11 protein-coding genes are annotated in these 12,854 nt (G+C 72.4%); 7 read left to right on the forward strand and 4 right to left on the reverse strand.

The features are described from left to right. Positions 1-54 precede the first annotated feature (54 nt). The 6 genes from ACIQFX_RS02920 to ACIQFX_RS02945 all read left to right on the forward strand — a co-directional run bounded on the left by ACIQFX_RS02920 (position 55) and on the right by ACIQFX_RS02945 (position 8,365). On the forward strand, positions 55-810 hold the full coding sequence (locus tag ACIQFX_RS02920; protein ID WP_402458282.1) for a response regulator transcription factor: 756 nt from the start codon (positions 55-57) through the stop codon (positions 808-810). Between the two features lie 5 nt (positions 811-815). After that, positions 816-2,336, forward strand: coding sequence for a sensor histidine kinase (locus tag ACIQFX_RS02925; protein ID WP_402458285.1), 1,521 nt, complete (start codon positions 816-818; stop codon positions 2,334-2,336). A gap of 26 nt (positions 2,337-2,362) precedes the next feature. Continuing rightward, complete coding sequence (locus ACIQFX_RS02930) at positions 2,363-3,721, forward strand: glycosyltransferase (RefSeq protein ID WP_402458288.1); 1,359 nt, start codon at positions 2,363-2,365, stop codon at positions 3,719-3,721. Then, positions 3,718-5,904, forward strand: coding sequence for an ArnT family glycosyltransferase (locus tag ACIQFX_RS02935; RefSeq protein WP_402458291.1), 2,187 nt, complete (start codon positions 3,718-3,720; stop codon positions 5,902-5,904). Before ACIQFX_RS02930 ends, ACIQFX_RS02935 begins: the two co-directional genes overlap by 4 nt. 86 nt (positions 5,905-5,990) lie before the next feature. Further along, positions 5,991-7,541 (forward strand): MFS transporter, encoded by a 1,551-nt coding sequence (locus ACIQFX_RS02940; RefSeq protein ID WP_402458293.1) that lies wholly within the window; start codon positions 5,991-5,993, stop codon positions 7,539-7,541. A 35-nt stretch (positions 7,542-7,576) separates the two neighbouring features. Next, positions 7,577-8,365 (forward strand): TetR/AcrR family transcriptional regulator, encoded by a 789-nt coding sequence (locus ACIQFX_RS02945; protein ID WP_402458295.1) that lies wholly within the window; start codon positions 7,577-7,579, stop codon positions 8,363-8,365. Positions 8,366-8,476: 111 nt separating this feature from the next. On the opposite strand, the gene ACIQFX_RS02950 is transcribed toward ACIQFX_RS02945, so the two are convergent. Both ACIQFX_RS02950 and ACIQFX_RS02955 read right to left on the reverse strand, forming a co-directional pair. Next, positions 8,477-10,066, reverse strand: coding sequence for an MDR family MFS transporter (locus ACIQFX_RS02950; RefSeq protein WP_402458297.1), 1,590 nt, complete (start codon positions 10,064-10,066; stop codon positions 8,477-8,479). A 14-nt stretch (positions 10,067-10,080) separates the two neighbouring features. Continuing rightward, complete coding sequence (locus tag ACIQFX_RS02955) at positions 10,081-10,524, reverse strand: MarR family winged helix-turn-helix transcriptional regulator (RefSeq protein ID WP_402458299.1); 444 nt, start codon at positions 10,522-10,524, stop codon at positions 10,081-10,083. A gap of 158 nt (positions 10,525-10,682) precedes the next feature. Here ACIQFX_RS02955 and ACIQFX_RS02960 point away from each other — a divergent pair, with 158 nt between their 5' ends. Continuing rightward, positions 10,683-10,919, forward strand: coding sequence for a hypothetical protein (locus ACIQFX_RS02960; RefSeq protein ID WP_402458302.1), 237 nt, complete (start codon positions 10,683-10,685; stop codon positions 10,917-10,919). Between the two features lie 121 nt (positions 10,920-11,040). On the opposite strand, the gene ACIQFX_RS02965 is transcribed toward ACIQFX_RS02960, so the two are convergent. Further along, positions 11,041-11,847, reverse strand: a complete 807-nt coding sequence (locus ACIQFX_RS02965; protein WP_402458305.1) for a hypothetical protein — start codon at positions 11,845-11,847, stop codon at positions 11,041-11,043. Between the two features lie 61 nt (positions 11,848-11,908). Beyond that, positions 11,909-12,817, reverse strand: a complete 909-nt coding sequence (locus ACIQFX_RS02970) for an RNA polymerase sigma factor SigF (protein WP_402458308.1) — start codon at positions 12,815-12,817, stop codon at positions 11,909-11,911. Between the last annotated feature and the right edge of the window lie 37 nt (positions 12,818-12,854).

Consider the following 12,854-nt stretch of genomic DNA (forward strand, 5'->3'; position numbering starts at 1 on the left):
AATTCACAGGAAAGGGAAAGGGGGATCTCAGCGGCGCCGGACAGCGTGGGTGCCATGACCGTGACCACGCGAAGCACCAGCGCCGGCGTCGGCACCCGTGCCGACATGCTCCGTGCCGACGGCACCGCCGTCCGCGTCCTCGTCGTCGACGACGAGGCCTCGCTCGCCGAACTGCTCTCCATGGCCCTGCGCTACGAGGGCTGGCAGGTCCGCAGCGCGGGGGACGGGGCCGCGGCCCTGCGGACCGTGCGCGAGTTCCGGCCCGACGTGGTGATCCTCGACATCATGCTGCCCGACGTCGACGGGCTGAGCCTGCTCGGCCGGATCCGGCGCGAGCTGCCCGACGTGCCGGTGCTGTTCCTGACGGCGAAGGACGCCGTCGAGGACCGGATCGCCGGGCTCACGGCGGGCGGCGACGACTACGTCACCAAGCCCTTCAGCCTGGAGGAGGTCGTCGCCCGGCTGCGCGGACTCATCCGCAGGTCGGGGGCCGCACAGGCGCGCAGCGAGTCGCTGCTCGCCGTCGGGGACCTCACCCTCGACGAGGACAGCCACGAGGTCACCCGGGGCGGGGAGTCGATCCACCTCACCGCCACCGAGTTCGAGCTGCTGCGCTACCTCATGCGCAATCCGCGCCGGGTCCTCAGCAAGGCGCAGATCCTGGACCGGGTCTGGTCGTACGACTTCGGCGGCCAGGCCAACGTCGTCGAGCTCTACATCTCGTACCTCCGGAGGAAGATCGACGTGGGCCGGTCCCCGATGATCCACACCCGGCGCGGGGCGGGCTATCTCATCAAGCCTGGGGAGTAGCCCCCGTGCGCGGACGAGGTGGGCGGCCCTGGTCGCTGCGGACCCGGCTCGTCGTGTCGGCGGTCGCGCTGATCGCGGTCGTCGCGGCGGTGATCGGGACGGTGACGACGATCGCCTTCCGGTCGTACCTGTACGACCAGGCCGACGAGCAGGTGCGGGCGGTCTCGAACCGGGCCGCCGGGCCGCCGGCCGCCATGCCCGCGCCCGATCCGGTGCGGGACCGCGAGCCGCTCGCCTTCCTCGTCGGGCCGGGCGTGCCGGGCGGCACGCTCGGCGCCGTCCTCACGGGCGGAGCGGTCTCCACCGCCGGATACCAGGCGGAGGCCGACGACAGCGGCGTGTACGGCCCGAAGTTCCGGGTCAAGGAGCTCGACGCGGCCCAGCGGGCCGCCCTCGCCGCCGTCCCCAGGGACAGCCGCCCGCACACCGTCGAGCTGCCCGGCGGCCTCGGCTCGTACCGGGTCGAGTACGCGGTCGGGACGCACGGCGAGTTCCTCACGGGCATACCGCTCGCCGAGGTCGAAGACGCCCTGTCCACCCTCGTGCTCGTCGAGCTGAGCGTCACCGGCGCCGGGCTCGTCGCGGCCTCGCTCGCCGGGACGGTGCTCGTGCGGGTGGCGCTGCGCCCGCTGCGACGGGTCGCCATCACGGCCCGTCAGGTCGCCCGACTGCCGCTGCACAGCGGCGAGGTGGCGCTGAACCAGCGCGTCCCGGAGGCGGAGGCCGACCCGCGGACCGAGGTCGGACAGGTCGGCGCGGCCCTGAACCGGATGCTCGACCACGTCCACTCGGCCCTCGACGCCCGCCAGCAGAGCGAGACCCGGGTGCGGCAGTTCGTCGCCGACGCCAGCCACGAACTGCGCACGCCGCTCGCCTCGATCCGGGGGTACGCGGAGCTCACCCGGCGCGGCCGGGAGGAGTGCGGGCCCGACACCCGGCACGCGCTGGGCCGGATCGAGTCCGAGGCGACCCGGATGACGGGCCTGGTGGAGGACCTGCTGCTGCTCGCCCGGCTCGACGCCGGACGGCCGCTCTCGTACGAGACGACCGACCTGGTCCCGCTCGTCGTGGACGCGGTGAGCGACGCCCGCGCCGCCGGGCCCGAGCACCACTGGCGCCTCGAACTGCCCTCGGACACCGGGGTCGTACGGGCCGACGGCGCCCGGCTCCAGCAGGTCCTGGTCAACCTCCTCGCCAACGCCCGCACCCACACCCCGCCCGGTACGAAGGTCACCGCCCGGGTCCGTACGGACGCCTCGGTGGTGTGCGTCGAGGTCGAGGACGACGGCCCCGGCATCCCGCCGGAGCTGCTGCCCGCCGTCTTCGAGCGGTTCGCGCGCGGTGACGCCTCCCGCTCCCGGCACGCCGGATCCACCGGCCTCGGGCTCGCCATCGTGCGCGCGGTCGTCCACGCGCACGGCGGCGAGGTGGGCGTGGAAAGCGTTTCGGGGCGGACCGTGTTCGCGGTGCGCCTGCCCGCGACGGAGGACTCACAGGCAGGGCACAGGCTCATCACACAGGCGTGACAGCGGGCCCGGCGAAGGTCGGTGCCATGCGAACCACAACGATCGCGGGACCCGCGTCCACGGCCTCCGGAAGGCCCGACGGACGGTCCGGGGGAAGGCCCGACGGAACGCCCGGTGGAAGGTCCGAAGCCCTCCCCGCCCGGGAGCACCTGCCGGTGAACGTCGCCGGACGGCCCGTCCTGGACGTGGTGATCCCCGTCTACAACGAGGAGAAGGACCTGGAGCCGTGTGTCCGCCGGCTCCACGAGCACCTCCTCAGGACCTTCCCGTACGGCTTCCGCATCACCGTCGCCGACAACGCCTCCACCGACACGACCCCCGAGGTCGCCGCCGCCCTCGCCGCGGAGGTGCCCGAGGTGCGCTCCGTACGGCTGGAGCAGAAGGGGCGCGGCCGGGCGCTGCGGACGGTGTGGTCGGGCTCGGACGCGCCCGTCCTGGCCTACATGGACGTCGACCTGTCGACGGACCTGAACGCGCTGCTCCCGCTGGTCGCGCCGCTCATCTCGGGCCACTCCGACCTGGCGATCGGCTCCCGGCTCGCCCGCTCCTCGCGGGTGGTGCGCGGGCCGAAGCGGGAGTTCATCTCGCGGGCGTACAACCTGATCCTGCGGGGTTCGCTCGCCGCCCGGTTCTCCGACGCGCAGTGCGGGTTCAAGGCGATACGGCGGGAGGTCGCCGAGCGGCTCCTCCCGATGGTCGAGGACACCGGCTGGTTCTTCGACACCGAGATGCTGGTCCTCGCCGAGCGGGCCGGGCTGCGCATCCACGAGGTGCCGGTCGACTGGGTCGACGACCCCGACTCGACCGTGCACATCGTGAGGACGGCGACCGACGACCTGAAGGGCGTGCTGCGGGTCGGCCGGGCGCTCGCCACCGGTTCGCTGCCGCTCGACCGGCTCGCCCGCCCCTTCGGCGACGACCCCCGGGACCGCGACCTGAGCGGAGTGCCGGGCGGGCTCGCACGCCAACTGGTCGGCTTCTGCGTGGTCGGAGCGCTGTCCACGCTCTTCTACCTCGCGCTGTACTCGGCCTTCCGGCTCGGCCTGGGCCCGCAACTCGCCAACGCCGGCGCGCTCCTCGTCTCGGCCGTCGCCAACACGGCGGCCAACCGGCGCCTCACCTTCGGGGTGCGGGGCCGGGACCGGGCGGTCCGCCACCAGGCGCAGGGGCTCGTGGTCTTCGCCATCGGCCTGGCCCTGACCAGCGGTTCGCTCGCGGCGCTCGGCGCGGCGACGGGCGATCCGGCGCACTCCACCGAGCTCGCCGTCCTGATCGTCGCCAACCTCGCCGCGACCGTCCTGCGCTTCCTCCTCTTCCGGCTCTGGGTCTTCCCCGACCGGCCCACCTCGCAGACCTCGGCGACCTCAGCAAGGAACGAACGATGACCACCTTGTCCCCGACGGCCCCGGCGGCCCACGCCGCGACCGGGAGCGGCCGGCTCGCCCGCCTGTGGCGCGGGCGCGCCGAGGACGCCCCCTGGGTCCGGCCCGCCTTCCTCGGCCTGCTCGTCGCCACCACGCTGCTGTACCTGTGGAACCTGAGCGCCTCCGGATACGCCAACTCCTTCTACTCCGCAGCAGTCCAGGCGGGCGGCGAGAGCTGGAAGGCGTTCTTCTTCGGCTCCCTCGACGCGGCCAACGCCATCACCGTCGACAAGCCGCCGGCCGCCCTGTGGCCGATGGCGCTCTCCGTCCGCCTCTTCGGGCTCGGTTCCTGGCAGATCCTCGTGCCCGAGGTGCTCATGGGCGTGGGCACGGTCGCGGTGCTGTACGCGGCCGTCCGGCGCCGCTTCGGCGCCGGCGCGGGCCTGATCGCGGGAACGGTCCTCGCGCTGACGCCGGTCGCCGCGCTGATGTTCCGCTTCAACAACCCGGACGCGCTGCTCGCGCTGCTCATGACGGTCGCCGTGTACTGCGTGCTGCGCGCCCTGGAGCGGGAGAAGAGCGCGAAGTGGCTGGTGTGGGCGGGCGTGGCCTTCGGGTTCGCGTTCCTCGCGAAGACCCTCCAGGCCTTCCTGATCCTGCCGCCGCTCGCCCTCGTCTACGGGGTGTGCGCGCCGGGCGCCCTCGGCCGCCGGATCGGCCGGCTGGCCCTCGCCGGGCTCGCGATGCTCGTCTCGGCGGGCTGGTGGGTGGCGCTGGTCGAGCTGTGGCCGGCGTCCTCGCGCCCGTACGTCGGAGGCTCGCAGAACAACAGCTTCCTGGAGCTGACCTTCGGCTACAACGGCCTCGGCCGCATCAACGGCAACGAGACCGGCAGCGTCGGCGGCGGAGGCCGCGGCGGCGGCCAGGGCGGCGGATGGGGCGAGACCGGGATCGGCCGGATGTTCAACGACTCGATCGGCGGTCAGATCTCCTGGCTGCTCCCGGCCGCACTGGTCCTGCTCGTCGCGGGGCTCGTCGTCACCTGGCGGGCGCCCCGCACCGACACGGCCCGCTCGGCGTTCCTGGCGTGGGGCGGCTCGCTCCTGATCACCCTCGCCGTCTTCAGCTTCATGGCCGGCATCTTCCACGAGTACTACACGGTGGCCCTCGCCCCGTACGTCGCCGCGCTCGTCGGCATGGGCGCGGCCGTGCTGTGGGAGGAGCGCACCCGGTGGTTCGCCTCGGCGGCGCTCGCCGGGACGGTGGCCGTCACGGCCTGGTGGGGCTGGACGCTCCTCGGCCGCACCCCGGACTGGCTGCCGTGGCTGCGCTGGGCCGTCCTGGTCTCGGGCGCGGTGGCCGCGCTCGGGCTGCTGTTCGCGGGCCGCACCGACCGCCGCCTCGGGCTCGCGATGGCCGGTCTCGGCCTGGTGTCGGGGCTCGCGGGCCCCTTTGCGTACACCCTGGAGACGGTGAACGCCGGCCACCAGGGCTCGATCGTGACGGCGGGCCCCGCGGGCGAGGCGATGGGCGGTCGCGGCCCGGGCGGTGGCGGCCGGATGTTCGAGGGCGGCGGGATGGTTCCCGGCGGCGGGGACGGCTGGAACGGCCGGGACGGTCAGGGCGGAGTGATGCCCGGCGGCCAGGGTGGTCAGGGCGGTCAGGGTGGCGTGATGCCCGGCGGCCAGGGCGGCGGCACCCCGCCGCAAGGCATGCCCCAGGGAATGCCTCAAGGGATGCCGCAGGGCATGCCTCAAGGGATGCCGCAGGGCATGCCTCAGGGAATGCCCCAGGGTGCCACCCGTGGCGAAGGCCCCGGCGGCGGTGGCGGCATGGGCGGGCTCCTCAACGGCGCCAGCGTCGGTGCGGAGGCCAAGGCGGCCCTGCTCGAGGACGCCGACGACTACACCTGGGTCGCCGCGGCGGTGGGCGCGCAGAACGCGGCCAGCTACCAGCTCGCGACCGAGAAGCCGGTGATGGCGATCGGCGGGTTCAACGGCAGCGACCCGTCGCCGACGCTCGACCAGTTCAAGCGGTACGTCGCCGCCGGGAAGATCCACTACTTCGTCTCCGGCGGAGGCGGGGGTGGCGGCGGCATGGGCGGCAACGGCACGAGCGCCCAGATCACCGCGTGGGTCCAGGACACCTTCGAGACGGTCACGATCGGGAGCTCCACCTTCTACGACCTGACGCAGGAGAAGTAGCCCGACAGAAATCGCTATACAGCGTACGAGAGCCCTTGTACGGTGTACGAGACTCAGCCCCGTACACCGTACAAGGAGTGCTGCCCATGACGGCGACGACCGCCGCGACCGAACCGACCGCCACCGGCGGTCACCCCCAGCGCTGGCTGATCCTCGGCGTCATCTGCCTCGCCCAGCTCACCGTGCTGCTCGACAACACCGTGCTCAGCGTCGCCATCCCGTCGCTGACCTCCGAACTCCACGCGTCCACCACCGACATCCAGTGGATGATCAACGCGTACTCGCTCGTCCAGTCCGGCCTGCTGCTCAGCGCGGGCAACGCCGCCGACCGCTACGGCCGCAAGAAGATGCTCGCCATCGGCCTCGCGCTCTTCGGCCTCGGCTCGCTCGCCGCCGGCCTCGCCGACTCCACCGCGCAGCTGATCGCCGCCCGCGCGGGCATGGGCGTCGGCGGCGCGCTCCTGATGACCACGACCCTCGCCGTCGTCATGCAGATCTTCGACGACTCGGAGCGGGTCAAGGCCATCGCGCTCTGGTCCACCGTCGCCTCGCTCGGCTTCGCCGGCGGCCCGCTGGTCGGCGGCGTGATCCTGAACCACTTCTGGTGGGGAATGATCTTCCTGATCAACATCCCGGTCGCGGTCGCCGCGCTCGTCGCCGTCCTCAAGCTGGTCCCCGAGTCGAAGAACCGCCAGGGCGAGCGTCCCGACCTGCTCGGCGCGCTGCTCTCCACCATCGGCATGACCGCCGTGGTGTACGCGATCATCAGCGGCCCCGAGCACGGCTGGCTCTCCGCCGAGGTGCTGGTCCCGGCCGCCGTCGGCGTCGCCGGCCTCGGCGCCTTCGCCCTGTGGGAGCTGCACACCCCGTACCCGATGCTCGACATGCACTTCTTCCGCAACCAGAAGTTCGTCGGCGCCATCGGCGGTTCGATCCTGGTCGTCTTCGGCATGGGCGGCTCGCTCTTCCTCCTCACCCAGCACCTGCAGTTCGTGCTCGGCTACGAACCCCTTGAGGCGGGGCTGCGGATGGCGCCGCTGGCGCTGACGATCGTCGGCCTCAACCTGACCGGCGTCGGCCCGAGGATCGTCATGAAGCTCGGCACCCCGCCCACCGTCGTCGTCGGCATGACCCTGGTGGCCGCCGGCCTCACCTCGATCTCGCTGCTCGGCGGCGGCACGGACGGCAGCTACGCGGGCATGCTCCTCGGCCTGGTCCTGATGGGCGGCGGCATCGCCGTCTCCTCCCCGGCCATGGCCAACGCGATCATGAGCTCGATCCCGCCGGAGAAGGCCGGTGTGGGCGCCGGGATCAACGGCACCCTCGCCGAGTTCGGCAACGGCCTCGGCGTCGCGGTCCTCGGAGCCGTCCTCAACGCCCGCTTCGCCGCGCTCGTCGCCGTCACCGCGACCTCGCTCCCGGCCGCCCTGGCCGCCGCGGGGGGCGAGGCGGAGCGCCGGGAGATCTCCGACGCGTTCGCCTCCGGCCTCCAGACCAGCCAGCTGGTCGGCGCCGTCGCCGTCTTCGTCGGCGGCCTGGTCGCCGGTGCTCTCCTCCTGCGGGCCGAGCGCGCGGAGCGGGCCGCGGCCGAGCGTGCGGAGACGGTCGCGGGCGCCGAGAAGCCGGTCGCTGCCTAGCATGGTGACGGACCGCTGACAGACGGAGGAACGCGATGGTCAAGGCAGCCGATCGGGCCAGGAACCCGGCGCGTTCCAGCGTCTGGTTGGAGGAGAGGGCCGCCCGCAGCGGCGGCGGCCCCGCCGGGCTCGACCGCGACCGGATCGTCGCCGCCTCGATCAGGATGCTCGACGAGGAGGGGCTGGCCAAGCTGTCGATGCGCAAGCTCGCCACCGAGCTGGGCGTCACGGCCATGTCCCTCTACTGGTACGTGGACACCAAGGACGACATCATCGAGTTCGCGGTGGACAGCGCGTACGGCGAGGTCGACCTCGCCGCGGTCGACGCGGCCGGGGACTGGCGGGACCGGCTCCGGGTGCTCGCGCTGGAGTACCGGCGGATGCTGGTCCGCCACGCGTGGATGTCGCCGTGCGCCGGTCAGTACCTGAACATCGGCCCGAACGCGGTGGCCGTCGGCCAGAAGATCCACGAGACGATCAGGGACACCGGACTCCCGCTGGACCGCCAGCCCAGCGCGATGTCGGCGGTCTTCCAGTTCGTGTACGGCTACGGGACGATCGAGTCCCAGTTCGGCCGGCGCGCGGCCCAGGCCGGCATGTCGCAGGACGATTTCTACGTGGACGCGATCAAGGCGTTCCGCGACGACCCGGAGTTCGTCGACCAGGTGGGCGGGATGCGGGACCTCCTCGACGAGCGGGCCTCGCACGGCAGCGTCAGCGCCATCTGGGACCGCGACTTCGCCTACGCGCTGGACGTCCTGGTTGCGGGGATCGAGGCGATGGTCACGCGGGAGGCCGAAGGGTCCCGCCCCACGGAGGAATGACGGAGCGGTGGCCGCCCCAGGGGGAAATGACGGAGCGGCGGGCCGTCCCCTGCCCGCCGCTCCGTACCGGACCCGGCCGCGCCTCCGCTCGAAGCGCGCCCGGGAGCTCTGTTACTTCTCGTCCGCCTTCACGGTGTTGCTCTTCAGGGCTACTTCCTTGATGAACAGGGTCACGACGAAGGCGAGCAGCGCGAAGGGCGCCGAGTAGAGGAAGACGTCCGCGACACCGTGTCCGTACGCGCTCTCCATGACCGTGCGGATCGGGGCCGGCAGCTTGTCCATGTCGGGGATGCCGCCGCCCGAGCCGCCCTGGCCCATGGCGCCCGCGGCCTTCGGGCCGAGCTCGGCCAGGCCGTCCTTGACGTAGTCCGTGACCCGGTGGGCCATGACCGCGCCCAGCGCCGAGACGCCGATCGCACCGCCGAGGGAGCGGAAGAAGGTGACGACGGAGGAGGCGGCGCCGAGGTCGGCGGGGGCCACCTGGTTCTGGGTGCAGAGCACCAGGTTCTGCATCATCATGCCGAGGCCGAGGCCCAAGACCGCCATGAAGACGGCGATGTGCCAGTACGTCGTGTCGTAGCGGATCGTGCCGAGCAGACCGAGGCCGCCGGCCGCCAGGGCGCCGCCGCTGACCAGCCACGCCTTCCACTTGCCGGTCCTGGTGATGATCAGGCCGGAGACGGTGGAGGAGACGAACAGGCCCGCGATCATCGGGATGGTGAGGACGCCGGACATCGTCGGCGACTCGTTCCGCGCCAGCTGGAAGTACTGGCTGAAGAAGACCGTGCCGGCGAACATCGCGACACCCACGAAGAGCGAGGCGAGCGAGGCCAGGGTGATCGTGCGGTTGCGGAAGAGGCGGAGCGGGATGATCGGCTCGCTCGCCTTCGACTCGACGAGGACGAAGAGCCCGCCGAGCGCGACCGCGCCGAGGACCATGACGGCCGTCTGCCAGGACATCCAGTCGTACTTGTCGCCCGCGAAGGTGACCCAGATCAGGAGCAGCGAGACGGCGGCGCTGATGAAGAAGGCACCGGCCCAGTCGACCTTGACCTGGCGCTTCACGACGGGGAGGTTGAGGGTCTTCTGCAGGACGATCAGCGCGATGATCGCGAAGGGCACGCCGACGTAGAAGCACCAGCGCCAGCCGAGCCAGTCGGTGTCGGTGATGACGCCGCCGAGCAGCGGGCCGCCGACGGTGGCGACGGCGAACGTCGCGCCGAGGTAGCCGCTGTAGCGGCCGCGCTCACGCGGGGCGATCATCGCGGCCAGGATGATCTGCGAGAGGGCGGTCAGACCGCCGACGCCTATGCCCTGGACGACCCGGCAGGCGATGAGCATGCCGGTGCTCTGCGAGAGGCCGGCGACGACGGATCCGGCGACGTAGACGATCAGGGCTGTCTGGACGAGCAGCTTCTTGGAGAAGAGGTCGGCGAGCTTGCCCCAGAGCGGGGTGGTCGCGGTCATCGCCAGGAGGGCGGCGGTGACCACCCAGGTGTACGCGGACTGGCCGCCGCCGAGGTCGGTGATGATCTGGGGGAGGGCGTTGGAGACGATCGTCGAGGACAGGATGGCGACGAACATGCCGAGCAGGAGCCCGGACAGCGCTTCCATGATCTGCCGGTGCGTCATCGGGGCGGTGTCGCCGCCGCTGCCGGTGTCACCGTCCCGCACACCGGTGTCGGGCGTGGTCGTAGCCATGAACTTCCTTTTTCTCAGGCGTGGTGGGCCCGGCAGTCCCCGAAGGAGTCGCGGAGGCGGGCGAGCAGGTGGGTGAGGAGTTCGACGTCGTCGTCGGACCACTCCGCGAGGTGGCGGGAGAAGGCCTCGGTGACCCGGCGGTCGAGCTCGCCGAGCATCGCGTGGCCCGCTTCCGTGAGCCGCAGGATGCGGGAGCGCTTGTCGTCCGGGTCGGGCAGTCGCTCGATCCAGCCGTGCTCCACGGTGTGGGCCACGTGGCGGCTGCACACGGACATGTCGACCGCCATGAGTTCGGCGAGCCGGCTCGTCCGCATGTCGCCGTGGTGGTTGACCAGGGCGAGTACGGCCGCCGAGCCGCCTTGGCATTCGACGGGCAGGGCGCGGGCGAGCCCGCGCTTCACGGCCCCGATCGCGCTCACCGAGCGGGCGAGTTCCTCGTACCGGTTCCGTGTCGCCATCGGACACCCCCGTCCATCTTGTTGCTTAGGGCAACCATAGAGATGGATGGTTGCTTCAGGCAAACTAAATCGGTCAAACGGCGCTAAAGAATCGGCAAAGGAGGAGCGCGGGCCGGAGGGTTGGGGCCACCGGCCCCCTTTCGCTAGGGTCCTGGCCCATGGCACACAACCCCCAAGCACCGTACGGCCAGGGCCAGCCCCCTCAGGGCCCCGAGGGTTACGACCCCGCCGGCAGCACGCAGATGTTCCGCGCCTTCGTCGACGAGGGCACCCCGCAACAGCGGCAGCCCCAGACCGTCGCCACCTCGGGCGGCGGCCCGAAGGTCGGCGTGATCGCGGCCGTCGTCGCGGTGATCGTCGTCCTCGCTGCCGTCGCCTGGCTGGCACTCGGCTGACGCCGCACCCCCGAACCCCGAGTGGGCCGCTCCGCACCTCGCGGACCGGCCCACTTTTCTTTGGAGGTCCCCGGAGCCGCCCTGCGGTACGAGACGCGCGGCAGCGGTCCCGCCCTGCTGGTCACTGCCATGCGGCGGTGACGGAGCGGGTGTCGATGCGCATGCCGAGCGGGACGCGCCAGGATTCGAGGCAGACCGTGTAGGTGCGGGTGCGTGCCGCTCCGGCGGCGATCGGGGTGGGGAGGGGCTGGTGGGAGGTGACCGTCGCCCAGTCGACGCCGAGAGTGCCGATGACGTGGGTGGCGAAGGTGGCCGTGCCGGAGGTGGCGGCGGATCCCCCGGTGTTGCGGAAGGTCACGGTGACCCGCTCGCACCAGCGCCGGTCGCCGTCGGCGAGGTCGGGGGCGGAGACGGTGAGCACGGCGGGCCCGGGTGCCGGGGGCGGCGTGGGGGACGGCGCGGGCGTGCCGCTGCCGGGCGCCGTGGGTCCGGGCGTCGCGGAGGGCGTACGGGGCGGGGTGGCCGTACCGCCGGTTCCGGGCGCGGCCGTCGGAGGCGTACCGGATCCGGAACCCGAACCGGACCCCGTGCCTGTACCCGATCCCGTGCCGGAGGGCCCGAGGGCGCCGTCCCGGGGGTCCGAGGGGCCCGGCAGGGGGCCGTTCCCGGCCCCGGGAGGGGCGCCCGGGTGCGTGGAGGGCGCGGGGGACGGGGAGGACGTGCTGGAGGTCAGGCCCGGCGTCGTGGGGCCGTCCAGGGGGACGAGGGTGACGGCGCCGGAGGGGGCGACCGCGCCCTCGGGGGAGGGGCCGGCGCCGACCGCCGCGTACCCCTCGCCGTCCCCGCCGCCGCAGGCGGTCAGCGCTCCACCGAGGCAGAGCGCCACCATCACGAGTCCCGGTCCCGTTCCCGGCTTCCTTGGCCTCATGGGTCCAGTATTCCTGACGGATCGTCAAGTAAACCGGGTTTTACGGAAGTCGGCGGGAGGTTCAGTCGGAGATGAGGCCCTCGCGCAGCTGGGCGAGGGTGCGGGTGAGCAGGCGCGAGACGTGCATCTGGGAGATGCCGACCTCCTCGCCGATCTGCGACTGGGTCATGTTGGCGAAGAAGCGCAGCATGATGATCTGCCGCTCCCTGGGCGGGAGTTTGGCGAGCAGGGGCTTGAGCGACTCGCGGTACTCGACGCCTTCGAGGGCGGTGTCCTCGTAGCCGAGGCGGTCGGCCAGCGAGCCCTCGCCGCCGTCGTCCTCGGGCGAGGGGGAGTCGAGCGAGGAGGCGGTGTACGCGTTGCCCACGGCGAGGCCGTCGACCACGTCCTCCTCCGACACCCCCAGCACGGCGGCGAGTTCGGGGACGGTGGGGGAGCGGTCGAGCTTCTGCGCGAGCTCGTCGCTGGCCTTGGTGAGGGCGAGGCGGAGCTCCTGGAGGCGGCGCGGGACCCGCACCGACCACGAGGTGTCGCGGAAGAAGCGCTTGATCTCGCCGACGACGGTCGGCATGGCGAACGTCGGGAACTCCACGCCCCGTTCGCAGTCGAAGCGGTCGATCGCCTTGATGAGGCCGATGGTGCCGACCTGGACGATGTCCTCCATCGGCTCGTTGCGGGAGCGGAAGCGGGCGGCCGCGTAGCGCACGAGGGGGAGGTTGAGCTCGATGAGGGTGTCGCGGACGTAGGTCCGCTCCGGGCTGTCGGCGGCGGCGCCCTCGGTGTCGAGCGCGCGCAGCCGCAGGAACAGGGAGCGGGAGAGGGTGCGGGTGTCGAGGGCTCCCGACGGCACGACCACGGGCGGCGGAGGCGTGGCCTCGGCGCTTTCCTGTGCGGTCGGCGCCGTCGTCTGCGTGGGCACGGGAACGGGCGTGAGCGTGAGCACCTTCGAGCTGCCCAGTTCTGTGGACATGCCACCCCCTTGAGGTCGCGGACGGTCGCGGTGGCCG

This window comes from Streptomyces sp. NPDC093089 (assembly GCF_044754405.1).
Lineage (GTDB): Bacteria > Actinomycetota > Actinomycetes > Streptomycetales > Streptomycetaceae > Streptomyces.

What these genes read in the sequence shown, in the direction of transcription:
- ACIQFX_RS02920 (WP_402458282.1), top strand. Translation starts at nt 55, where the DNA reads ATGACCGTGACCACGCGAAGCACCAGCGCCGGCGTCGGCACCCGTGCC.
- ACIQFX_RS02930 (WP_402458288.1), top strand. Translation starts at nt 2,363, where the DNA reads ATGCGAACCACAACGATCGCGGGACCCGCGTCCACGGCCTCCGGAAGG.
- ACIQFX_RS02935 (WP_402458291.1), top strand. Translation starts at nt 3,718, where the DNA reads ATGACCACCTTGTCCCCGACGGCCCCGGCGGCCCACGCCGCGACCGGG.
- ACIQFX_RS02940 (WP_402458293.1), top strand. Translation starts at nt 5,991, where the DNA reads ATGACGGCGACGACCGCCGCGACCGAACCGACCGCCACCGGCGGTCAC.
- ACIQFX_RS02945 (WP_402458295.1), top strand. Translation starts at nt 7,577, where the DNA reads ATGGTCAAGGCAGCCGATCGGGCCAGGAACCCGGCGCGTTCCAGCGTC.
- ACIQFX_RS02950 (WP_402458297.1), bottom strand. Translation starts at nt 10,066, where the DNA reads ATGGCTACGACCACGCCCGACACCGGTGTGCGGGACGGTGACACCGGC.
- ACIQFX_RS02955 (WP_402458299.1), bottom strand. Translation starts at nt 10,524, where the DNA reads ATGGCGACACGGAACCGGTACGAGGAACTCGCCCGCTCGGTGAGCGCG.
- ACIQFX_RS02960 (WP_402458302.1), top strand. Translation starts at nt 10,683, where the DNA reads ATGGCACACAACCCCCAAGCACCGTACGGCCAGGGCCAGCCCCCTCAG.
- ACIQFX_RS02965 (WP_402458305.1), bottom strand. Translation starts at nt 11,847, where the DNA reads ATGAGGCCAAGGAAGCCGGGAACGGGACCGGGACTCGTGATGGTGGCG.
- ACIQFX_RS02970 (WP_402458308.1), bottom strand. Translation starts at nt 12,817, where the DNA reads ATGTCCACAGAACTGGGCAGCTCGAAGGTGCTCACGCTCACGCCCGTT.